The following is a 23,128-nucleotide window of genomic DNA, read 5'->3' on the forward strand; positions in this document are numbered from 1 at the left end:
ATAAGGAGAGGCGCTTCTAAAACACAAAGTTGTTAATTAATGCAGGTGGCACGTCGTGGATCTGTGCATAAACCTCGAAGATCTCGTACAATTAACCGATGATGTACGGAACCTGGGCGTTCACTTAGCCTATACGGCTTCATGGCTCGAATGGCCTATGGTCCCAAAAGAGTACGCTTTCGAAGAGGAGGTTTTTAGGTTAATGGAGTACATCAAGTCCAAGTACACGCTTAACGGCTTAAAGAGCGACAAGGCCGTGAGGGCGTATCGTGACTTCTACTGGAAGATTGGAATAGACCCAACGAAAACCAGGCCTTCGAGCGAGGCTCTTGTGAGGAGAATTTTGCGTGGAGAATTCCCTAGGATAAACCCGGTTGTGGATGCGGGTAACATCGCATCAGCATATACAATGGTCCCGATAGGAATGTACGATCTGGACAGAATAACTCCACCCCTGGCACTTAAACTCAGCGCTGGCGGAGAGCCGTTTAAGCCGCTCGGCGGCCGCGAGGAGATCTTAGTACCGGGATACCCAGTACTAGTTGACGGTAAAGGATTAATAGTGCACGTATACCCTCACAGAGATTCCTCCGAAACCTGCGTAACCAGCACGACGAAAAAAGTACTCGTGGTAGCAGCTGGAGTACCTCGCGTGGAGAAGGAGCTACTAATTGAAGCTGTGAAAACTGTGGTTAGGCTGATGGAGAAGTTAGCGTGGAGATCCTGCGAGAAGGTAGAGTATAAGGCCTAAACACAACTGGCCGAGGAAGCACGTTGGCATGAAGTTTATTACTACCGCGGTATTAGTTAGAAATCTTGTGGTGTATATATTGGTTAATTTACACGCATGGACTAGGAGCATGAAACCTACTCTTAGAGTATATTTAGAAGACCCTTATGTCAGGGAGCTGTCTGCAACTGTGATTGATTACGTGCACGAGAAAGGTGATCGATACTACGTAGTCCTAGATAGGACCATATTCCATCCACGAAGCGGCGGTCAACCCAGCGATACAGGTGTAGCGATGGGGCATAACTTAGAATTCTCTGTCCTCAAGGTTCTCGAAATAGACAATGTCCTAGTACACTACGGTAAAGTCGTGAAAGGCGCGCTTGAACGCGAACTCCCTATAAAGCTACTGGTGAATTGGGACTTCAGGTATCTCGTCATGAAGCTACACACAGCCGGGCACATACTAGACGGAGCCGTCATGAGGGTTTATGGCAAGGTGCTAAATACTCTGGATGCCCATCACGGGCCACCGGAGGCATACGTAGTTTACGATGCTGGAGACGTGCCAGGTATTGACAAGCTAAAGCTCATTGAGGAATACGCAAACAAAATTACCCAGGAGTCTAGGCCGGTTAAGGCGTACTGGGTTAAACGCGAAGAGCTACCATTAAGAGCGTACAATGCGCCAAATCTCCAGAGGTTACCGGTGAGGGACGCCTATAGGATAGTTGAAATAGAAGGCATTAATGCCATACCGTGCACAGGTACACACGTTAAGGATACTAGTGAAGTGGGTAGAATAAAGGTACTCAAAGCAGAGCCTCACTCCCGGGGCTTCAAACTAGTATACAGCATCTAGTCGGGGAGCGGTGCGATTTACATTACTACCACTATTAGCAACGTGTTCACAAACGCTCTTTGCCATCACTTCCGGGTCATTAAAGCTCTTCAAATTTCCTTTAGTCCACCTATTGAGCCTAGAAGGCAGTACTTTCACAACATCTGTTGGAAGCCCTGTATCGGTAAGGATGTATACCTCCTTACCCTCATTGTGTGCTGTTATCACTTCCTCCAACGTACCCGAACCGCCCCCAAGCGCCACGAGGAAATCCGATGCATGCACGAGTATAGAGCTTCTAAGAGTTGCCGTTACCCCGGTCTTGATGATTATCGCTTCCTCGGGGAAATCATCGCGCTCCCGTTCCGCGGGAGGCAGTATTACCACTTTGAAGCCTCTTTCAAGCGCTTTATCAACGAATATCTTCATGAGGCCCTCGTAACCGCCAACCAGGAATATTATTCTACCGGAAACCCCTCCGCAATAATCCTGTAACTTTTCAACGAATACATTAACTTTTTCCACGGCATGTAGAGGCGGCGTACCTGAATACGCCGCGATACCTACGTATACGGCCATCAAGACACCGTCTGAGGCTTTAACGTAGAGCTTTCTGGCACTTTCCTTTACGAGGCTTGAACCAGCCATTAGCGCTTGAAGGGGTCACTGGTGGCTGTGCGCACTCCGGCAACTCGTAGCGTATAGATACCACCCGCTCGGTCTTTCTATCTTTGAAGGTACTTCATTCAGGGTTTTAATAAATAATAATTTGAGGACGCGTTTATGTAGCTTCCAAGGGTAGTTCGTGTTCTAACTCGGCAGCGGAAAAGTAGGCTTTTCTAAAAGCACTGCTAAGTGTAGCTAGTAGGCCATGGTGGTGAGCCTGTTGCGCAGGAAACCAAGTGCCAGAATCGACGGCCCTTTACGCGTAGAATACAATGACATGGAGACCGGGTAAATGATTACGTGGTTTACCCCTCTAAGGCTCTCGCTTCCCCGCATTTTCACTTGCGAGTACCAAGCCCATTGTCTTATTGTAGAGGTCTGCTGCGAGAATGTCTAGTAGCGCTAGTAGCGCTAATTCCTCTTCAATGCTTTTATTGTCTTTAGTTAGCAGTTTAGTGGTCAGTTCTATCACCTTGTTTACCAGCTCTCTATTTTTATCTGGGTACATCAGCGCTTCTAGATACCTGGAGGCTATGTCGTTGTATAGGCTGTCTAGCTTGTCGTAGAGATCTAGCATTTCATCCTCTGAGAGCGCATTGTACCTTGAGATCTTATTCACTAGTTCGCTAAGCTCGCTCACCCGGGTTTCACCCCACGTTTCAGATGTGCCTTTAAACAGTAATATATCGTATGACCACGCGCTGTGAGCAGTAAGTATTCATAAATATGCTATGTTCAAATATAGATAGCTTAAAAACCGAGTCGTAGTAAACTTGTTAAGGGGGTGTCCTTGGCCAAGTCGTGGGTTAGAGAAACGTATAAAAATAAGTTAAAAGAGCTTTACGAGCGCGGCGAGTTCTGGGAGATCAGGAGATTAATGGGGCCCGCTGGCCCCCGAGTAGTTGTTGAGGGTAAAGAAGTGGTAATGCTGGCATCAAACAACTACTTGAACCTAGCTAATGATCCCAGGCTTAAACGGGCCGCCCTCGAGGCCATGGAAAAGTACGGATGGGGTCCCGGCGCCGTTTGGGCCATTGCTGGCTATCATGAAATATTAGCAGAACTGGAGAAGAAGATAGCGGAGTTCAAGAGGACAGAGGCCGGCCTCTTCTTCCCCACAGGCTTCGCCGTCAATGCGGGTACGATACCAGCTATTGCTGACCAGGGGGACCTAATACTCTCAGATCAGCTAAACCACGGAAGCATAATCGATGGAGTGAGGTTGTCGAGAGCCGAGAGAATGATATACAACCACTGCGATGTAGCGGACCTCGAAGACAAGTTAAGAAAGGCTCAGGGCAAGTATAACAAAATACTCATAGCGACTGATGCCGTTTTCTCAATGGACGGAGACATCGCGCCACTAGACAAAATAGTGAAGCTTGCAGAAGAGTTTAATGCAATGCTATACGTAGACGACGCACACGGCGACGGGGTGCTGGGGGAGGGCCACGGCACGCCGGCACACTTTAACGTGGAAGATAAGGTGGACTTCCATATGGGCACATTCTCTAAGGCGCTAGGCTCGAGCGGGGGCATGATCGGCTCGGACCACGAAATAATAGAATATATTAGAAACAGGGCAAGAACGTGGCTACTAAGCACAGGGCCACCGGTACCGGTAATAGCTGCTAACATTAAAGCCATTGAAATAGTCATGAGTTCCGAAGGCAAAGAAAGGGTCAGGAGGTTGCACAGCAACGCAGATTACTTTAGAAAAGAGCTTCAATCCATAGGTTTCAATACTGGTAACAGTCAAACACCAATAGTACCCGCCATAATCGGGGACACTAAGAAAACCCGTGAACTAGCTAAAGCACTATTTGAAGAGGGGGTGTTCGTCGTACCAATAGTTTACCCAATGGTCCCTAGAGGCACCGAGAGGATAAGGAACCAGGTTAACGCGGACCACACGAAAGACGACTTAAACAAAGCCTTAGCAGTGTATGAGAAGTGGGGTAGGAAACTAGAAATAATTTAGGTGTTTCTCTATTGACGAGAATACTCGTTATTGGTTCAACCGGCCAGATCGGTGCAGAGCTCGTACCAGCGTTGAGGGAAATTTACGGGAGGAACAATGTCATAGCGGGATATCACTCGAAGCCTCCTACCGGGAGGCTAGCAGAGGGTCCTGTAGAGCGCGTGGACGTCACTAGTAGGGAATCCGTTGAAAGCGCCATTAAAAAATACGATGTAACCGAAATCTACAACCTCGCTGCATTACTCTCTGCTGCAGGCGAGAAAAACCCGCAACTGGCGTGGAAGGTGAACATGATTGGGCATTACAACGTGCTGGAACTAGCTAGAGAGTACGGGTTAAGGGTGTTCTGGCCTAGCACGATAGCCGTTTTCGGTCCCACAACACCCAAGTACAATACACCGCAGCATACAATAATAGAGCCCATTACGATGTACGGTATAACTAAGTATGCTGGCGAGCTTCTAGCTAGATACTACGTGAACAAGTACGGTATCGACGTCCGCGGGGTGAGGTGGCCCGGCATAATAAGTAGTGAGGCGCTACCAGGAGGAGGCACTACGGACTACGCCGTGGAGATATTTTATTACGCCGTAGAGGGTAAACCGTACACTTGCTACTTGAGGGAAGATACGATGCTGCCAATGATGTATATGCCTGATGCTGTAAAGTCCGCCATCCAATTAATGCAGGCGGACAGATCGAAGTTAAAACTATTTGTAGGTTACAACGTAACGGCATTCAGCTTCACACCAAAGCAGTTAGAAGAGGAAATTAAGAAATACGTACCGGACTTCAGAGTGGAGTACAAACCAGACTTTAGGCAACAAATAGCTGACTCGTGGCCCAGGACGATAGATGATAGCTCTGCCAGGGAGGAGTGGGGCTGGAAGCCGGACTGGACCTTCGAAGTGATGGTCAAAGATATGCTAGTAAAAATAGGCAGGAAGCTTGGTAAGCCCATAGAGGTAGTGGAGTAAAGGGTTCAGCGATCCGTTTTCGGCCCTATGGTAGTGCGGGGAACAATGTAGAGGAATTAGTAATATTTTTTATTTTCCCTTTGTTTACCGGATGACCACCTTGTGCAACTGTTTCGGTTTTCGTATTTGTTCGTATTGGTTGATATTGATAGAAATGTTTATAAACACCTTTATACAGCAATATGCGGAGGTACCTCGATGGGGGATCGAGAGCTCTCAACAAGGGCTCTCCTCGAGACACAGCAAGATGTGGGGTGCTCGGGGTCGCCCTGAACACCCCAAAGGGTAATGCAAACCCAAGACCAATGCAGGGGAACAGAGATGAAGCGATGACACCAACCAACATAAACCTATATAAGAGCTGAACCCCTAACCAGCTAGTAAGACCTTCTCCCTCTCCAACGTTCTTAGTGAAATGGTCATTACCGCTAACGAGAGCATCACTAGGAAGGAAACACTCGCCGCCACCATATTGTAGTCCCCGTACACGTAGCTTTGAATAATGAGAATGCTGTGAGCGTATGGGACTGCCAAGAGGGCTGTGAATATTTCACGTGATAGCTTGTAGAAATCCACCATCCAGCCCGAGACGAAGAATGCAAGCCCTACAATCGAGAGAAGTCCTGCAATGTTACTTGCGGTTTTAATACCACGTGTTCTTGTTATGAAAGGTATTGAAATCGACACCGTTACTAGTATCGTCAAGAACGCTGTGAACGCGTGTAGTAGTACAAGTCTAGCATCGTACACGGCCATGAACCAGCCCCCCAGAGCGGTAACGAGCACTCCAAAATACGCCAGCAAGCCGAGAATATCGGCTAGGGAAGCTATCAAACCTATTACCGACGCAGCAACGATCTTGGCTACTAGCATGTCCCATAACCCCGCGGGAGATGCCAATAGCATTTCCATGGTTTTCCTCTCGCGTTCGCCTACGATACCATCAATTATGAAAGACGATGCCGGCGTAACTATGAAGGAAAATGAGAGGATCAGTAACCTAGCGATGAAAGGTCTTACGATGTCCTCGGGCTTAGCAGGCTCGCCCTTGGGAGTGACGTATACTGGAACTTTGATTTGAACGGGGTTTCTAATGGCCTCCACGCTATATTCCTCCACACCGGCCTTCTCGGCTAATTCGCGTATCTTCATCTCAGATAAACTCAGAGATATGCTCGTAATAGTGTTTCTAACATCCTGCTCGACTCGGTTAACCCTTTCTTCCGAAACTCCAGCGCGCCTGATTATCTCTACGTATGCTACTTTATCAAAGCTCGTTGCGTTTTCGTGAAAGCCCCCAGGAATAATCAGGATCAAGTCTATTGTGGCGTTTCTCAGCGCCGATTCCAAGTCATCCACCTCGACCACGGAATGGCCTGCCGAGGTGAGTGCGCTGACTACGTTCTCAATAAACCAGCTAGTAACAGTACTTGGGCCGGCGTCCTCGTTCACTATAGCGATTACTACTGGCTGGTAGTAAAGGAGCAAGGCGGTGAGAAACCCTATAGCCGGTAATGAGACCAAGGGAAACAATATAGTGGTCGCCACTAGTTTCTTATCCCTTGAGATCTCTTTCAACTCCTTCCATAGCAGGATTCTAAGCTTCTTGGCGAGCTTCAACCTCAATCACCTACAACAACTTCGAAGACTTCTTCGAGGTTTTTAGCACCGTATTTCCCTAGAAGCTCATCCACGGCACCCTCGGCAATTATTTTACCTCCATATATAAGCCCTACCTTATCGCAGAGGTACTCTATTTCAAGCATGTTGTGGCTACTAACTATGACCGTTGCCCCCGTTTCAACGACGTATTTCCTAATGGCTCTCCTAACGGAGAGGCTTGCATGCACGTCCAGCCCCGCCGTGGGCTCGTCGAGCAACGCGACTTTAGGTCTCCTCATGAGCACTAACGCTACTAGAAGTCTACGTTTCATGCCCTTACTGTAGGTCTTTGTGAGATCGTACAGCCTACTACCTAGGGCGGCTAGTTCCACCCCGTACTTGATACTATCGCTTGAAGCCCCATAGAGGTTTGCGTAGAGAACTAGGTGCTCGTACCCGGTTAATAAGTCGTACGTATTTGCGTCCTCAGGTAAGTATCCGATATATCGACGCGCCTCTTCGTAGTTCCTGTAAGGGTCTAGTTCACAGACCTTCACGGATCCTTTAGCTGGCTTTGCGAGCCCCGCCAGTATCCTCAAAAGCGTGGTTTTGCCCGCACCGTTAGGTCCTACGAGCCCGTAGACCTGGCCTTCCTTCACTGTTAATGAAGCCCCTCGAAGTGCCTGAACCTTACCGTAGTTTTTGTAAACCTCTTTTGCTTCGACTACAACACTCACAGTAATACCCCACTAGAACTAGTAGTGGAAAAGAGTTATATCCTGTAATACTACAATATAGTATGCGGGTGTTTTATTGCAGCAATTAAACGTAGCTGACAGGGTACGGCTATTCCTGGAAAGATTCGGTGAAAGAGGCTTAGTGGTACTTAAGGCTGCGTACGAGGTGGCGCAGGACCCCAATATAGACCATAGATTCGGGGATTTTAGCTTTAAGCACCTAGTGCTAAAGTTGAGCTCGGCGGGCTTCGTATACAACCCCGCAAATGTACTCAGAATCCTTGAAAAGGAGTACGGTGTAGTAGAGAAATCATATTCTTCATCCAGCCAAACCTGGTGGAAATTTGTAGATATGGAGGCTACCAGGAGCGTTCTCAACGAGTACCTCGGCATGTCGGTGGAAGACCCTAAGTTGAAAGCATTATTGGTAAAGTACAGGTGCATGGAACCGCGCAATACACTCGAAATGTTACGACGCCTAGCACTCAAAGAGAGCCTCACAAACGGTGATAGAGAACTATTTAAGAACTTCGTTTTCAATAAACTTGACAAAATTGTAGAGCTCATAGTAGAAATGGAAAAGTACGAGGAGGCCTTCGCCGGCGAGCTCGCAATCCTCAGGGAGATCTTGAATTTCGCCGACATGGTATCAAGCAAACTTGAAAAACCCCGTTATACTGTAAGTACTCGTGGTGCCGGTGCACTAGCTAATGTTAATACACGAGCTAGTTTCATCAAAAATACTACCAGCTATGAGGGGAATACTAGCACATAAACTAAGCTCAGCCGGGATAAGTCAGAGAAAAATAGCTAACTACCTCGAAGTTACGCAGCCCATGATCAGCAAAATCCTGCGAAAACCACTAGAGGAATATTACGCGGGGCTCGCGAAGCTGGGGCTTTCTCGTGACTTTATCGAGCACTACGTGAATATTCTCGTGGAGATCGCCATTAGCGAGGACTATGAGAGGTTCATCTCAACGACCTTCACCGTAGTAAATCAGCTTGCACTCAGAGCTATATGCGGTACCCGGAAAGACCTCATACAGCTCTGCATAACGGGGGTTTTCAGGGACCCCGAAATAGAGTACTACAAGGGGCTACTTTTTACAGTGCTAACAATTCGGGGCCTCGAGAAACTAATTCCCGAAGTTGGGTCTAATTTAGCGTATGCACCGAGGACGCCGAAAAGTGTGAGTGACATAATAGGCCTGACAGGGAGGATAATCAAAATAGCCGGAGGCGTGACTTTCTACGGTGAGCCGGCTTATGGTGGTAGTAGGCACGTCGCCCGTGTACTGTTAATGGCCACGAAGAGTAATCCTAAGTTGAAGTTCTGCTTTAACGTTAAGTGCGCCAAACGGGTTAAAAACACACTTGCAGAGATGGGCATGCACGTCGTAGATACAGGGCCGCATCTTCGAGAAGACGATTTCTGGGTCAGCATCGAAAAAGCCCTTCTCGAGAAGCCACAAGTAGTATGCGATTTCGGGGGCCTAGGGCTTGAACCGGTAGCATACATTTTTGCAGAAAGCTTTCATCAGTTAGAGTCATACTTGAAGAACATTGTAGGTGGTATTCATGAGCCGTGATGACGGTATCTGCATCATCGGCGGAGGCGCTGTGGGCGGGGTGCTCGCATACTTCCTATACCGTAGTGGCATTAAACACATACCAGTATACTACGCCTCCGAAGAGAGCTACAAAGAAGTAAAAAATCAGGGAGGTGTGTATGTGTATGATAAAAAGCTCAACGAAGAATTTTTGGTACCGGTCGTGCCAAGGCACCATGAAACCCCCATTGATAGGTGCTTCTTCGTATTCAACGCTGTTAAGGCATACGATGTACCAGGGAGCCTAAGGCTCACGCAGAAAATAGCTATTCGCGAAGGACTAGTCATAATGCTTCAAAACGGGTTCGGGAGCCTAGAATTAGCCGAGGAAAGTATTCACGGAACTAAAGTGGCTGGGGGCGTGGTGTATTACGGCGCGGAAAGAGCAAAACGTGGCAGAGTGATCTATCATGGAGGGAACGTAATGCTGGTTGGATGTAGAAAAGCGCTGTGCTTGGAGCTCTTAGAGCTCACTAGAGTCTTCAGGTTGGGCGGCTTAGATTTCAGGGTTGTAAGTGACATTGATTACTACAGGTGGCTAAAGCTCGCACTAAATGCGGTCGTCAACCCCATGACCGCAGTACTAAGGGCACGTAATAAGGTTATCTTGGAAGAGGAAGGCCTTGAGCTTGCCAGGCTGATCTTAAGAGAGGTTTGCGAAGCCGCAAAACTCCAAGGATACGAGCTAGACGAGGAAAGGCTCTTAGCTTACGTTAAGAGGAACGTGGAAGCCGTAGCGGACAACATCTCCAGCATGGCGCAAGATGTCGTTCACGGTAAAACGACAGAAGTAGACTACATTAACGGATATGTGGCTAGAACACTAGGTAAAGGCACCTCTGTTAATCACACACTCACGTTGCTAGTAAAGCTCGCTGAAAAGGCGAGAAATGCACTTATTGAATGAATTTTATGGTTTCCTACACTAATTTGATGCGGTGGAACTATGTCGAAGAAAACGGTGCGAGAAATCCTCAAGATGAAAGGCCGCGAGAAAATCGCCATGATTACCGCGTACGACTACATCACCGCGAGACTTGCCGATGCAGCGGGGGTAGACGTGTTACTCGTTGGTGATAGCGCCGGAATGGTCGTGCACGGTTTCGACTCCACGCTACCTGTCACCATGGAGATGATGCTTCTACACGTTTCGAGCGTTGCAAGAGCAAAACCCCGCGCTCTTGTTGTAGGCGACATGCCATTTCTTAGCTACGAGGTTAGTGCTGAAGATGCTGTTAAAAACGCCGGCCTGATGATCAAGGCGGGAGCAGAAGCCGTCAAAATAGAGGGCGGTGCTGAGATGGCAGATGTGGTAAAAGCCCTTATAAGAGCTGGCATACCCGTAATGGGGCACATAGGATTAAATCCTCAAAGGGCATTGCTAGTAGGTGGTTACAGAAAACACGGTATTAGCGAGGCGGAAAGGGAAAAGATTATTGAAGACGCGAAGGAGCTAGAGAAGGCGGGCGCCTTCTCCCTTGTTATAGAGTATACAGCAGCTGACGTGGTGGAAGAGGTAACACGGGAGCTATCTATACCGACCATATGTATTGGGAGCGGCCCGTACTGTGATGGTCAAGTACTAGTTCTACACGATGTTCTCGGCCTGTACGAGAACATTCCGCCATTTGCGAAGAAGTATGCCGACTTGAGAAGCATCATCATAGACGCCATTAAAAAGTACGTTGAAGATGTAAAAAGTGCTGCCTTCCCCTCTAGAGAGCACTACTTCTACTCCCACGAAAAGAGGCACTAACACTCACTCGCGTTTTAGTTTTAACCTAAGGCCCAGCACTACGATATCCCTATTAAACAGGAATACGGATGTCGCAATTAGAAGCAGACACGTTGTTACCGCTATTGTTATTGAAATAGTGACGTAGGAAAATTCCCCTACTATTAGCGATAATATGTAAATGGTCGGTATAGGCATTACCGCAATACCGGCAATTATAGAAAGCGGAATACTCAGTTGTATTCCCATAAACATGAACACAAATGCTATTCCGAAGTAAAGTAGCATTACAGGGGTCGTTAATATGCCGGCCGTCCTCTCATCGGGAGCTAAAGAGCCAAGCACTATGCCAATGGAACCCGAAACAAGTAATCCGAGAACAAGCGATATTATTACCGAGAGCGCTATGTGGGGTGCCAAGTCCACTCCAAGTTGCCGTGAGAGCTCTGAAAGGATAGCTGAAGCCATTGTTTGACCGGACTCTATGGTACCTGTCGGCGCCATGCCAGTAAACATGGCAAACAGCCCTACCAGGTATATTACCGAGAATATCATAGTTGCTATTGATGCGCCCATGATCTTCGCTAGCACTATATAGCTTCTCCTAATAGGCTGTGCTAGGAGCATTTCAAAAGCCTTTTCGGCTTTTTCAAACGCAACAAGTTGCGAAGCGTATGTTGCGTTAGATCCAAATACTATTGCCACCAGTAACGGCAACATCAGAATAAACGAGAAGAAACCCGTTAAGACGTAAACATCCACTTCTTTGTTGTAGAAAAGCGCCGTTCCCCGGATCACCACGTCTACTTCTTTAGAGGGTCGCTGACCATAAATAGCGCTGAGAACTAGCGGGAGTATTCTCTTTATAATGTTTTCTATTTGCGATATCACAGCTGTTTTGGCTTGTATAATGGTTGTAGAGAAGCTGTCAACCTTAACTATACTATTCAGCGAAATTTTACCACTACCGGTAGCGTTCGCCGTGAAGCCCATGGGTATTTGTATCCCAATACTGGCTTTTTCCGCTGCTTCTCTTAACGAGCCATGCAGACTAACGCGTCCTTGTAACGTTACATTGAGCGCATTGATTAACTCACGTGTTAGCGGTGTGTCTTCCTCCAAGACCACTCCAATACTAGTCTCCACCACGGCTTTCTGCGCTTCTTCAATACCTCTTCGCATCATGCCGCCTAGAGCGGCGTAGAAGACTACAAGTAATATGAGGGTGCCTATGAATGCTGGATTCTTCAAAAATGCTTTTATCTCCCTCTTAACTAACTGCGCTAGAACCATGCTTTATGCCCTCTCCTTAAGCCTAATGAACACCTCTTCCAGGTTGACGGCGCCAAGGGCTTCTTTAAGCTCTTTGGGCAATCCCTCACCTATTAGCTTGCCCGCATACATTATTCCAACTCTGTCCGCGAGGTATTCAACTTCGAGCATGTTATGACTACTTAGAAGAACCGTTATGCCGTATTCCCTATTATACTTCCTTATTAAATTCCTCACGAAAAGGGCCTTCTCCACGTCAAGTCCTGCCGTCGGCTCGTCGAGTAGTAGTAGCTTGGGCTTAGATGCGAGTACCGCGCTGAGCGCGAGGATCCTCTTCATACCCTTACTATACGTCCTAATAGGTCTCTTCAAGTCCTTACCGAGTCCGCTGATCTCAATGGCCTCCTCTACGGCCTCTTCAAGCATGCGTTTACTAAACCTCATAGACAGCATGAACCTTAAGAAGTCCTCGCCTGAGAGATCCCTGTAGGCACCGGCCTCTTCAGGAAGGTAGTTTATCAATGAGCGAACCTTAAGGGGCTCTTGAACGACGTTTATACCATGTACTTCCACCAACCCCTTTGTAGGCTTTATTAAGGTAGCGAGTATTCGGAGAGTAGTAGTTTTGCCACTACCGTTAGGGCCTATTAGCGCGTATATCTCCCCATGGTTTACAGTAAACGTAAGGCCGCTGAGCGCCATTGTCCCTCTACTGTATATTTTAACGAGGTTCTCCACTCTAATAGCATACTTTGAAATAATTGCCACCTCTGGTCTTTCAGTAAAGCACGATTTCTTAGGGTTATATATTTTGGCTTCTAGCTAATAAATGCCCTGGGAACCGGTGCGAGGCTTGAAGTACAAGTTACTCTACCTGGTTATAGACGGTGTAGCCGATAGCTTGAAAGATCCAGTTACCACACTAGAGCTCGCCGAGAAACCCGGCCTGGACTGGATAGCTAGTCGAGGCGTGTGCGGCTTAATGTACACTGTAGAGCGCGGAGTTTCGCCGGAAAGCGATGAAGCGGTAATATCGATTCTCGGCTACAACCCTCACGAGGTCCACACGGGTAGAGGCTTTCTTGAAGCGCTAGGAGCCGGTCTTAGTATAAAAGAGGGTTTCGAGGTTGCGTTCAGGGCTAACTTCGCCACGATAGATCCTACTACGAGGAAGATAATCGATAGAAGGGTTGGCAGAAACCTCTCAACAGAAGAAGCTAAGAAGCTCGCAGAGGCGCTCGACGAGATGAACCTCGGTACGCATGGTGGTTACGTTAGGGTCGTAGCAACTATAGGGCACAGAGCAGTAGTCGTTATTGGCAGCGTGAATAAGAGGCTTTCACCCATGGTAAGTAATAACGACCCTGCTTACGTGAGAAAGGGGCTTGTCAGCTTGGCAGTTGACAAGCCAAAGCTCTTCGTAGAAAGCATAGTACCGCTTGATGATAGTGAGGAAGCCCGGATAACGGCCGAATTAGCGAACTTGTTTTTCGACAACGCCGTTAAGATTCTCGAAAACCATCCAGTCAACGAGGAGAGGGCTCGAAGAGGTCTTCCACCAGCTAATGCAATACTACTTAGAGATGCGGGCGGGAGAGCCCCTAGAGCCACGCCATTGAACACTAAGTATGGTTGCAAGTTCGCGGTTCTGGCTGAAATGCCCGTCGAAATAGGCATCGGTAAAGCTTTCGGGGCAAACATCGTACCACTAGAACCCCCCACCGGTAACTTGAAACTCGATTACGAGAAAAGACTTGACGTGACGCTGAACGCGCTCGAGAAAAACGATATCGTATACGTACACTTGAAAGGCCCCGATGAGCCGGGCCATGACGGGGACCTCGAGTTGAAGAAACGTAGAGTAGAGGAAATCGACAAGTACTTCGTACGGTCGCTCCTAGATTACGCTGATAAGTATGCTGTTCTAGTTACAGCGGACCACGCTACCCCGCCTAGCAAGAGAGCTCATACTGATGATCCTGTACCCGTAGCATTCTACGTGCCGGGTATACAACCCGATGGCGTAATGCGGTTCACAGAGCGGGATTGCTCTAAGGGGCTACTCGGATTAATTGAGCACGGATGGCAGCTCCTACCGCTGGTACTAAACAACTACTTAAGGAAATAGCCTCCATGAGCTCTCCTAAGCCTTTAATCGTGGTACCTCTTCACGTCTCCGGTATATGGGTACCCTACTACGCTGAAAATCCACTGGAAGCTGGAAGTATTGGTGCTGGACTGAACTTATCGCTTTACCTCAATGCCACGTTTCAGCTGGGTCCTTGTAGTATCGTGCTAAATGGAGAAAGCTTGTTTAGTGAGCAGGCGGAGAAAATCTGCAAGAGCGCGGGCGTGAACATCAAAACCACGGCTACTGCACCGCTGACACTGGGACGGGGTTTCGGGGTTTCAGCTGCCATACTCATAGCGCATTCCATTGCAACGCACATCGCTACTAGTAGGCCGCTACTTAGAGCCCTACAAGCAGCGCATGTCCTTGAGGTGGAGTACGGTACGGGTTTGGGTGATGTTATAGCTGAATATACAGGTGGGTTCGCAATACGCTTGAAGCCGGGAGCTCCAGGAATAGGTTTTGCTTACAGGATTATTCTCCGCGAACGGGTGGACCTCGTGGTCATAGAGCTCGGGGAATTGGAGCCGACAAAGGCGATGCTCTCCCGCATGAAGCCGGAAGATTACGGGCTAGGCAAGGTTTTATTGGAAAAAGTAATTGAAAATGAGGATTTAAAAACGTTTTTCGAGTGCTCCAAGAGGTTCACGAGCAAGCTGTTTAATTATACCAGAGTGGGGAGCATAGTTGATGGATTGCCGGGAATCGTTGATTACTACTTGAAGAAGTCAGCCTTAGTAGTGTGGATTGAGAGGGAATACGCATGGGACATCCTAGAAGAGCTGAGGAGACGGGGTATTAAAGCTCTTCACGCAACTATATCGAGTATTGGTGTTACAATTGCACATTCCACCAAATCACCCTAGAAGGGCCAGCTTACTCATCAGAGAAAGACTCGTTGAGTGCTTTAGAAGAAGAATAGTAGTAGAAGAGGGCCTAATAGCACATGGGCGCGGTGAGTGCTTCGACTACCTAATCGGGGAAAAAACACAACCATTCGCTGTAAAGGCGGTAGAAGCCGCTATCGCGTCGCTCATACTGGCGAAGTACCCCGTGATCTCAGTTAACGGCAACACGGCCGCACTTATACCCCGTGAAATCGTTGAACTTGCAAGAGAAGTAAACGCTAAAATAGAGATAAACCTCTTTTACAGGTCGCGTGAAAGGGAAGAAGCAATAGCTATGTGGCTTAGAGAGCACGGCGCCGAAGAAGTGCTCGGCGTAGGCGAAGACGCCTCCGCAACGATACCCGAGTTGTTTAGCGAGAGGAGGCGAGTTAGTCCAAGAGGAATACTAATAGCCGACGTCGTGCTCGTACCGCTAGAAGACGGCGATAGGACTGAAGCATTACGTAAAATGGGTAAAACCGTCATAGCCATAGACTTAAACCCGCTTTCTAGAACTGCCCGTGCCGCCAGCATAACGATAGTTGATAACGTAGTTAGGGCTGTCCCCCTGATGATTGAGAAGGCTAGGGAATTTAAGAGGAAAAAGCGCGAAGAGCTCGAAGAAATAGTTAGTAAATACGATAACAACGCTACACTGCAGGACGCGTTAAAGCACATACTGAATAGGCTCAAGGAGCTCTCGGAATCCAAAATTACATTGAGCTTCCCCCAACTTAACCCCCCACCTCACATAGATTAGATGGGGAATCCCGCGCAATTTCCTATAAACCCGCTACGCGAATCAACGGCTAATACTGTTTTGCACCCCCACCGTACACACTCCATAATACCACATTACTGCACGCTACTCACCAGCTACCATCTCGCCTACCGGCATTTATATTCCCGGACATCGCATTATCCTGTACAAGGGCCCTAATGCTAAGGCTTGGCATCGCGAACGTGTGCATAGAGGTCGAAGCTGGTAACCCGGCAGAACTTTTAAGGGCCTTGGAGTCGAGCTTTACTAGGAGGTATCTGCCTACGGTTAACTTGAATGTGTGTTCTAGTATTGCGGCGAAGGTATACTGGCTCCCTGGAAAGGGTTTTCAGGTTTTATCTGCTACGTTTTCGAGCATGGAACCTGATACGTACGTAGTTCAAGGTGAATACCCGGAGGCTTATGTGAACGAACCACCCGTCTTCTTCCTGGTACAGGTTTTCGCACGTAGCCTCGCAAAGGAGGGCTATATCATGTTAACAGACTCCGTTGCATTAAGACTGAACAACAAGAACGTGCTACTACTAGGCTTTCCCCACACCGGTAAAAGCACGATGTCTTCCATAGCCCTTAGCCTAGGCTATGAGGTGTACTCGACCGAGAACACAGTCGTCAAGGCAAATGATGCAATTTATATAATAACCGGCACACGGGTACTGGTTTTTGATCCCAGAGTGAGAGAGCTCTACGGCGTTACTGTAAAGTCCACTAGTAAGACAAAACACGGCTATGAAGTGGTAGATTTAGATGCATTAATAGGCCATACTCCTCATGACTTACAGGTACCTGTAGACGAGCTGTACGTCATCTACACGTCTTTCAATTCGAGCGGTGTTTCCACGGTACCCGTTAAAGGTAGAAAGATCGACAAACTTCTATGGTATTTCGCTACGAGCCTTATCAAAGGCATGGACTATTACTATCCACAGCCACTAGACATGCCGATGGACAGCGTCGTTGCCAAGACTATTAACGATTTCATGAACACCGCGAGGAGGAGTTATGCTGGTAAATTCTACGAGGTGTTCGGATCGCCACTCGAGGTCTTGAAGGCTATAGCATCCTAGTGTTTACCTAGATTCTCCACGACATAGTCCAAGATAAGTCTTGAAGCTTCGTATTTCAGTAATATACCTTTCTTGACGATGCCCTTCGAATCGATAATCACAGCATCCAAGAACTCCTTACCGAAGCCTCCCAAGTCGGATAAGACGTTGTTCGCTACTAGCAAATCCGCTCCGTATTCTGCTAGTTTTTCACGCGCTTTCTCGGCGAGCTCCTCGCCACTAGCCGTTTCAGCGGCAAATGCGATCAGTAGGCGCGGTCTCCGCACTACCTGCTTAATGACCTTGGGCGTGGTTTCCAGCTCTAACGTTAGTCGCGGCATCATTCTCGAAGAGACCTTTACACTACTGGAGACGGTAGGCCTATAGTCTGCCGGCGCAGCTGCGAACACCCCTACATCAAACTCTAAGTCGCTGGTTAAGCTCTTCACCGTGCTGGCCATTTCTTCGGTAGACTCCGCGTAGATCTTCTTTACGAGGTAAGGCGCCTCCACGGATAGCTGCCCCTGAACAAGCGTTACCTCTGCCCCTCTGCATGCAGCTTCCCTTGCTACGAGCACTCCCATTAACCCGGAACTCGGATTTGTTATTACCCTAACAGGGTCTATACGCTCCCGTGTCGGGCCAGCTGTGACCAGAACTCTCAGCCCTGCTAGGTCTTTGCCCCTGTTCACGAGTGCATCTATGCAGTGCGATAGATCGGCTAGCGGTGGATATTTCGCCTTATCCTCCTCTATGAGAGGTGGGACTATGAATACACCCTGATCTTGGAGCACTTCTACTGCCTTCTTGTACTGAGGTGAGTTCATTAGCCTAATATTCATCGCCGGAACTACGATTACTCTTTTTCCATCTCCAAGCATCGTTACAGCCGTTAGTGGTAAGAGCTCGTCGAGTACGCCATGGGCTATCTTGCTCATTGTATTTAGAGTTGCTGGGGCTATTACCATCGCATCCCCCCACTTGGCTAGGTCGATGTGCTCTGTCTCGCCAGTCATCTCCGTGTAGGGTTTGTTACCTGTCGCCCAGTAGAAGAGATCAGGGCTCATTAGCTTAGTGGAGAACCTGGTCATAACTACCTTCACAGAAGCTCCCATCCTAATGAGCTTTCTTGCCAAGTCAACTGACCTGTATATAGCAGATGACCCCGTCACTCCTAAAACCAACTTCTTACCTTGAAGCGGCTGGTATACTAGGGCACTGATTTCCTCGCTTAGCGAGGCTTTACTGGGGCTCATATTATATCCCTTACTTGAGTTAATTATATAAGGGTTATTTATGAAGGAGACAGACATTTATACGATATTTGGAGAAGCCTTGAAAAGGCTTTCCTCGAAAGCACCTGGTTACAGGGTTCGCAACGCGACTAGGGATGACCTGGATAAGGTAATAGAGGTAAACTTGACCTCGCTTCCCGAGCACTACCCCAGGCAGTTTTTCGAAGAGCTTCTTGAAAGCTGGGGTAAGGCGTTTTATGTAGCAGAGTCACCCGAGGGCGAAGTGGTAGGGTACATTATGACCCGCGTAGAGCTGAAACCGGGTTTCTTCAAGCACTTCTTAGTAAGAAGCGGCCATGTAGTAAGTATAGCTGTGCTGGAAGATTACAGACGCCACGGACTAGGCTACGCTTTAATGGCATATGCCATGAAAAGTATGCACGATGACTACAGGTGCGGTGAAACCTACTTAGAGGTCAGGGTATCGAATACGCCAGCCATAAGCCTCTACGAGAAGCTCGGCTACAAAAAGGTCAAGGTGGAAAAGGGCTATTACCTAGATGGTGAAGATGCGTACGTTATGGCCAGGAGGCTCCCCTGAGAAAAAGAGGTTTTAAAGAACCATAATCTTGTTAAGCATAGTAGGGACGCGTATGCTCATAGAGCTTAAACACGTTGAAGACGTGATGAGCAAGGCTAATGTTGGCCAGAGAGTATGCATACGTGGCTGGATTTACAGGAGAAGCGTTGTCGGTAAAAAAGCGTTTGTAAGAGTACGTGATTCCACGGGAACCATCCAAGTAGTCGCTGATGCCTCTAGACTTGGAGAGCACCTCATAGACGAGTTGAAGGACATCGGGCTGGAAGCCAGTGTGATAACCTGCGGTGTCGTTAAAGAGTCTGAAAGGGCTCCAGGAGGTTATGAGATAGAAGCAGATTACTTCGTGATTACGGGTTACAGTAGGGACTTTCCAATAAAAGGTGGTGAAGGCGTAGACTACCTACTTGATAACAGGCACCTCTGGATAAGGAGCCCGAAGTACGCGAAGATCTTCAAGATAAAACACACTGTTCTCAAAGCTGGCAGAGAGTACTTTATTGGTAACGGGTGGTGGGAGGTCACTCCACCAATCATAACGGCATCAGCTTGTGAAGGGGGTGCAACCCTCTTTCCAGTAGACTATTTCGGCACGCGCGCTTACCTGAGCCAGAGTGCTCAGCTATACCTTGAGGCATTAATATATGTTCTCGAAAAAGTATTTAGTCTCACTCCGAGTTTTAGAGCCGAGAAGTCGAGGACTCGAAGACACCTCGCAGAGTACTGGCACCTCGAGCCTGAGGCTGCCTGGTACCACATGGACGATATGATGCGAGTCGCGGAAGAGCTTGTAGCGTACATTGTGGAAAAGGTACTCGAGGAGAGGAGAAGTGAGCTTGTCGACTTGAGAAGAGATGTTGAAGCCTTAAAGAAGGCTACTCGAATACCCTATCCGAGAATGAAGTACGACGAAGCAATAGAAATCCTTCAGAAGAAGGGCGTAAACATTAGGTGGGGGGATGATCTGGGCGCCGACGAGGAAAAGGTCCTTACCATGGACTTCGATACACCTTTCTTCATAACTCACTTCCCAAAGGAGATTAAGAGCTTTTACATGAAGGTTGATAGGTCGCAGCCCGATGTCGTTTTAGGCTTTGACCTCCTCGCGCCGGAGGGCTATGGGGAGATCATTGGTGGTGGTGAACGCGAAGACGACTACAATACATTGTATAGGAAAATAGTGGAGCAGGGCATGAACCCGGACGACTACAAGTGGTATCTAGATCTCCGTAAATACGGTAGCGTACCTCATAGTGGATTCGGTCTAGGCATTGAGCGGGTAGTGATGTGGATTGCCAGGCTGGACCACATAAGGGAGACCGTGCCGTTCCCCAGGTTCCGCGAAAGGGCTTATCCTTAAGGGTCACCAGCTTGATTGGAGATGAAATATATAAGGAGCTTTTGAAGGCACACCTTCTCGGCACAGAGGATTTCGTGGCGCCGAGGCTTAGGAATACCTCGCTGTTTGAGTTCATTGTAGCGGTAATGTTAAGCCAGAACACCAGCGACAGGAACGCATTGAAGGCCTATACCAACTTAAAGTCCAAGCTAGGCTCAGTGACACCGAGCAGGGTTCTAGAAGTAGGCGTCGAAGAACTAGCTGATCTTATAAGAATTGCGGGCATGCACTATGAAAGGGCCCGTAGAATAAGGGAGTTGGCAGAGGTCTTCCTGAGAAGAGATGTGGATAATGCTATTAGGCTGTACATTGAGCAAGGAGATGTGAATAGCGCGCGGAAGGAGCTCATGGGTCTTTCAGGCGTAGGATACAAAACAGCTGACGTTGTTTTGTTAATGTACTACGGTGTACCGGTATTCCCTGTGGATACGCACATAGCTCGTATAACCAGGAGGCTCGGTTATGCAAAGTCAGGTAACTATGAAGAAATAAGGAAGTTCTGGATGGAAAATACTAGTCCAAACAATTATCTGAAGCTGCACTTGCTACTAATAGCGCATGGACGTAAAACATGTAAAGCCCGTAAACCCAAGTGCTGGGAGTGCCCTATTAATGGCCTCTGCGGCTTCAACAAAGGCATGGGAATTTGACACGCGGAACGCTGTTGAAGAGGATCGCGAGAGAGGTTCTCGGGGAGGAGTATGCGAAGAAGTTATGGAAAAGAGTGGAATTCGTAGGCGACCTGGCCCTTATTAGAGTCCCCATTGGGCTGGACCCAGCGGAACTGAGGCCGATCGCAGAAGAACTCTTGAATAGGTTCTCTTACGTTAAAAGCGTGTGGGCTGCAATACCCGGTATTGAAGGAGAATACAGGCTGAGGAAGTATGTGTGGCTTGCTGGCGAAGCACGTAGTGAAACAGTATACAAAGAGCATGGTTGCTTGTTTAAGGTTGACGTAACTAAGGTCTATGTATCGCCAAGTTTAAACTACGAGCACATGAGGGTGGCTAGACTAGTAAAACCCGGCGAAGTCGTGGTGAACATGTTCGCTGGCGCAGGGCTTTTCAGCATAATCATAGCAAAACACGCTAAGCCCTTTAAGGTATACAGCATCGATATAAATCCCCACGCGTACAACTACATGGTTGAGAACGTAAAACTAAATAAAGTAGACGGGGTAGTCGTGCCGCTTTTAGGAGACGCCAAAGAACTCGTTGAAGGGCGCTTAAAAAACGCGGCGGATAGGGTTTTAATGCCTTACCCGGAATTGGCACTGGAGTATCTGCCTTATGCCCTCAAGGCGCTTAAGTGCAATAAGGGCTGGGTGCACGTATATCTTCACTCTAAGGTAACTAAAGGCGAGAACTGGAAGGATAGATCGTGGAAAACGGTTGAAGAGAGGTTCAAAGAGCTTGGTGTAGACGACTATGAAATAGCATTAGTCCGGAAGATAAGGAACGTGGGTCCAAGAATACACCAAGTAGTTTTAGATGTACTTATTAAGTGACATATTCAAAGTTGTAATGGGGATTACTGTGCTCAAGTCTAGTAGGTTGCTATCACTTGCACTAATAACGCTCTCACTCTCACTCGCACTCCTCATGAACGCGTTCTCAACAAGCTCGGATACGAGTCTTCCACTTACAGAATGTAGTACGATGTACTTCCTTAACGGCATCGTGGTGTATAATTCTACCATAAGCGAGGACTTGTTTCTTGAAACGCCTACAAACATCTCCCTAGTAGAAGGCTTCGAACAAGTGGTTGAGCACATAGCATACTACAACTTGGAGTTTAATGAATCACTAAAAGCATTCACGTTCAAGGTTGAAGCCGGTAGTCCCTTTGAAGGGTTTTTCATCAGCAAGGTACGATTGTGTAGTAAAGAATTCAGCATGATACGATCGTACTTAATGATGGCTATGTATAACCCTAAATATTCTTATCCCAGCTTCCAAGACTCGATCCCCTCAGAGGTGCGGAAAGACTACATAAGTCCCCCTCATCCCAAAGTAATTGAAGTGGTTGTCCCCGCATACGAGGAGTGGTTTCGCGACAAATTCGGCATGGACATTAAAAACGCCAGTTCGCTGGGACTCGCGGTCACGGCCGCGCGGTTCATATACTCCGAGTACATTAACTACACGGCGAGCGAGGTCCCTAGGAGCATAGAAGACGTGATTGAGGCGCGTAAAGGGGACTGCGATGACATGTCTAGAATACTGGTCGAACTGCTCAATTACTATAACATACCGGCCCTCATGGTCAGCGGATATACGTATATAGATGGCTTCGAATATCGTATGCCGGTGGAAAATGTTACATACATCTTTCTGAATAATGGACCTCACGCTTTTACAATGGCTTACATTCCTGGACTAGGGTGGGTCTCCCTAGACTTTCTGGCTGGATCCCTAATATACTATCCATTCATAGTAGAACAATACACTAGGGAAACAGCTACACCTGGTGAAGAGGTAGTCGAAGAGTTTTTCAACCTGCACAGAGCATTAAATGCTACGCAGGTTATTGCAATACTCTCCGAGAAAGCCGTGGAAGATAGAATTGGTTTTCCTGTAACGCCTGAAAACCTTCGTAGGTACTTTAACGGAGTAATTAGTAGCTTATACACCGTTACCACCCCAATCGAAACTACGCAGACACCCACGTATACCACTCCCATCACGTCCGTCAGCACGGTAACTCAGACAGCACACACAACCGATCAACCGCAACCAATAGTTAACAGTACCGCTCCCACAGGCTTCCAATACACAGAAACCGGGAATGTCAGAAATAACTTACTTAGCAAGGCATGGAGTATCGTAGTGATAATTATCATTACCGGGATTACCGTGGCGGTCTGTTACATGGTGATTAGAAGACGTACGTAGTGC

General features: G+C 47.9%; 24 protein-coding genes. 17 read left to right on the forward strand and 7 right to left on the reverse strand.

Annotated features, from left to right (window positions below; translation table 11 throughout):
* Positions 1–55: 55 nt before the first annotated feature.
* On the forward strand, positions 56–751 hold the full coding sequence (locus QXU03_00745) for a phenylalanine--tRNA ligase beta subunit-related protein (protein MEM2170278.1): 696 nt from the start codon (positions 56–58) through the stop codon (positions 749–751).
* 79 nt (positions 752–830) lie between these two features.
* The gene (locus tag QXU03_00750) at positions 831–1,592 is read left to right on the forward strand and encodes an alanyl-tRNA editing protein (GenBank protein MEM2170279.1); all 762 of its coding nucleotides are present in this window, start codon (positions 831–833) and stop codon (positions 1,590–1,592) included.
* On the opposite strand, the gene QXU03_00755 is transcribed toward QXU03_00750, so the two are convergent.
* Together QXU03_00755 and QXU03_00760 are read right to left on the reverse strand one after the other, a co-directional pair.
* Positions 1,575–2,219 (reverse strand): hypothetical protein, encoded by a 645-nt coding sequence (locus QXU03_00755; protein MEM2170280.1) that lies wholly within the window; start codon positions 2,217–2,219, stop codon positions 1,575–1,577. The two genes, QXU03_00750 and QXU03_00755, sit on opposite strands and share 18 nt — an antisense overlap.
* Positions 2,220–2,550: 331 nt before the next feature.
* On the reverse strand, positions 2,551–2,877 hold the full coding sequence (locus QXU03_00760; protein MEM2170281.1) for a hypothetical protein: 327 nt from the start codon (positions 2,875–2,877) through the stop codon (positions 2,551–2,553).
* Positions 2,878–3,021: 144 nt separating this feature from the next.
* Here QXU03_00760 and QXU03_00765 point away from each other — a divergent pair, with 144 nt between their 5' ends.
* A complete protein-coding gene (locus QXU03_00765) occupies positions 3,022–4,218 on the forward strand; it encodes an aminotransferase class I/II-fold pyridoxal phosphate-dependent enzyme (protein ID MEM2170282.1) in 1,197 nt (398 codons plus the stop codon).
* A gap of 11 nt (positions 4,219–4,229) precedes the next feature.
* Positions 4,230–5,195, forward strand: a complete 966-nt coding sequence (locus QXU03_00770; protein ID MEM2170283.1) for an NAD-dependent epimerase/dehydratase family protein — start codon at positions 4,230–4,232, stop codon at positions 5,193–5,195.
* Between the two features lie 369 nt (positions 5,196–5,564).
* Here QXU03_00770 and QXU03_00775 read toward each other — a convergent pair whose 3' ends face one another.
* Positions 5,565–6,821, reverse strand: coding sequence for an ABC transporter permease (locus QXU03_00775; protein MEM2170284.1), 1,257 nt, complete (start codon positions 6,819–6,821; stop codon positions 5,565–5,567).
* A complete protein-coding gene (locus QXU03_00780) occupies positions 6,818–7,534 on the reverse strand; it encodes an ABC transporter ATP-binding protein (GenBank protein ID MEM2170285.1) in 717 nt (238 codons plus the stop codon). The genes QXU03_00775 and QXU03_00780 overlap by 4 nt, the downstream gene beginning before the upstream one ends.
* Positions 7,535–7,610: 76 nt before the next feature.
* Between QXU03_00780 and QXU03_00785 the strand changes: the two genes are divergently transcribed.
* From QXU03_00785 to panB, 4 genes are read left to right on the forward strand one after another with little or no spacing between them, the layout of a single operon-like run.
* Complete coding sequence (locus QXU03_00785) at positions 7,611–8,309, forward strand: hypothetical protein (protein ID MEM2170286.1); 699 nt, start codon at positions 7,611–7,613, stop codon at positions 8,307–8,309.
* Positions 8,245–9,126, forward strand: a complete 882-nt coding sequence (locus QXU03_00790) for a thiamine-phosphate synthase family protein (GenBank protein ID MEM2170287.1) — start codon at positions 8,245–8,247, stop codon at positions 9,124–9,126. The genes QXU03_00785 and QXU03_00790 overlap by 65 nt, the downstream gene beginning before the upstream one ends.
* Positions 9,116–10,054 carry a 2-dehydropantoate 2-reductase gene (locus tag QXU03_00795; GenBank protein MEM2170288.1) on the forward strand — a complete coding sequence of 313 codons (939 nt, stop codon included), beginning with the start codon at positions 9,116–9,118 and terminating at the stop codon, positions 10,052–10,054. The genes QXU03_00790 and QXU03_00795 overlap by 11 nt, the downstream gene beginning before the upstream one ends.
* Positions 10,055–10,093: 39 nt before the next feature.
* Complete coding sequence (gene panB / locus QXU03_00800) at positions 10,094–10,903, forward strand: 3-methyl-2-oxobutanoate hydroxymethyltransferase (GenBank protein ID MEM2170289.1); 810 nt, start codon at positions 10,094–10,096, stop codon at positions 10,901–10,903.
* Between the two features lie 3 nt (positions 10,904–10,906).
* Here panB and QXU03_00805 read toward each other — a convergent pair whose 3' ends face one another.
* The gene (locus QXU03_00805) at positions 10,907–12,175 is read right to left on the reverse strand and encodes an ABC transporter permease (GenBank protein MEM2170290.1); all 1,269 of its coding nucleotides are present in this window, start codon (positions 12,173–12,175) and stop codon (positions 10,907–10,909) included.
* A 3-nt stretch (positions 12,176–12,178) separates the two neighbouring features.
* Entirely contained in the window at positions 12,179–12,922 is a 744-nt protein-coding gene (locus QXU03_00810; protein MEM2170291.1) for an ABC transporter ATP-binding protein, read from the reverse strand.
* 61 nt (positions 12,923–12,983) lie between these two features.
* On the opposite strand from QXU03_00810, the gene QXU03_00815 reads away from it, so the two are divergent.
* The 4 genes from QXU03_00815 (at position 12,984) to QXU03_00830 (ending at position 17,020) form a co-directional block, all read left to right on the forward strand.
* Complete coding sequence (locus tag QXU03_00815; GenBank protein ID MEM2170292.1) at positions 12,984–14,282, forward strand: alkaline phosphatase family protein; 1,299 nt, start codon at positions 12,984–12,986, stop codon at positions 14,280–14,282.
* Positions 14,283–14,287: 5 nt separating this feature from the next.
* Complete coding sequence (locus tag QXU03_00820; GenBank protein MEM2170293.1) at positions 14,288–15,151, forward strand: kinase; 864 nt, start codon at positions 14,288–14,290, stop codon at positions 15,149–15,151.
* Positions 15,126–15,932 carry a 4-phosphopantoate--beta-alanine ligase gene (locus QXU03_00825; protein MEM2170294.1) on the forward strand — a complete coding sequence of 269 codons (807 nt, stop codon included), beginning with the start codon at positions 15,126–15,128 and terminating at the stop codon, positions 15,930–15,932. Before QXU03_00820 ends, QXU03_00825 begins: the two co-directional genes overlap by 26 nt.
* A gap of 179 nt (positions 15,933–16,111) precedes the next feature.
* Positions 16,112–17,020: a hypothetical protein gene (locus QXU03_00830; protein ID MEM2170295.1), complete on the forward strand. Its 909-nt coding sequence runs from the start codon at positions 16,112–16,114 to the stop codon at positions 17,018–17,020.
* Here QXU03_00830 and coaBC read toward each other — a convergent pair.
* On the reverse strand, positions 17,017–18,255 hold the full coding sequence (gene coaBC / locus QXU03_00835; GenBank protein MEM2170296.1) for a bifunctional phosphopantothenoylcysteine decarboxylase/phosphopantothenate--cysteine ligase CoaBC: 1,239 nt from the start codon (positions 18,253–18,255) through the stop codon (positions 17,017–17,019). The two genes, QXU03_00830 and coaBC, sit on opposite strands and share 4 nt — an antisense overlap.
* 40 nt (positions 18,256–18,295) lie before the next feature.
* Here coaBC and rimI point away from each other — a divergent pair, with 40 nt between their 5' ends.
* Genes rimI through QXU03_00860 form a run of 5 tightly spaced genes read left to right on the forward strand, consistent with a single transcriptional unit; the run spans position 18,296 to position 23,125 of the window.
* Complete coding sequence (gene rimI / locus QXU03_00840; GenBank protein ID MEM2170297.1) at positions 18,296–18,835, forward strand: ribosomal protein S18-alanine N-acetyltransferase; 540 nt, start codon at positions 18,296–18,298, stop codon at positions 18,833–18,835.
* 58 nt (positions 18,836–18,893) lie between these two features.
* A complete protein-coding gene (gene asnS, locus QXU03_00845) occupies positions 18,894–20,192 on the forward strand; it encodes an asparagine--tRNA ligase (GenBank protein MEM2170298.1) in 1,299 nt (432 codons plus the stop codon).
* A gap of 11 nt (positions 20,193–20,203) precedes the next feature.
* Positions 20,204–20,881, forward strand: coding sequence for an endonuclease III (nth, locus tag QXU03_00850; protein MEM2170299.1), 678 nt, complete (start codon positions 20,204–20,206; stop codon positions 20,879–20,881).
* Entirely contained in the window at positions 20,878–21,738 is an 861-nt protein-coding gene (locus QXU03_00855; protein ID MEM2170300.1) for a class I SAM-dependent methyltransferase family protein, read from the forward strand. Before nth ends, QXU03_00855 begins: the two co-directional genes overlap by 4 nt.
* A gap of 28 nt (positions 21,739–21,766) precedes the next feature.
* Positions 21,767–23,125 (forward strand): transglutaminase-like domain-containing protein, encoded by a 1,359-nt coding sequence (locus tag QXU03_00860; GenBank protein MEM2170301.1) that lies wholly within the window; start codon positions 21,767–21,769, stop codon positions 23,123–23,125.
* Positions 23,126–23,128 lie beyond the last annotated feature (3 nt).

Source organism: Desulfurococcaceae archaeon (genome assembly GCA_038845865.1).
GTDB lineage: Archaea > Thermoproteota > Thermoprotei_A > Sulfolobales > Desulfurococcaceae > UBA285.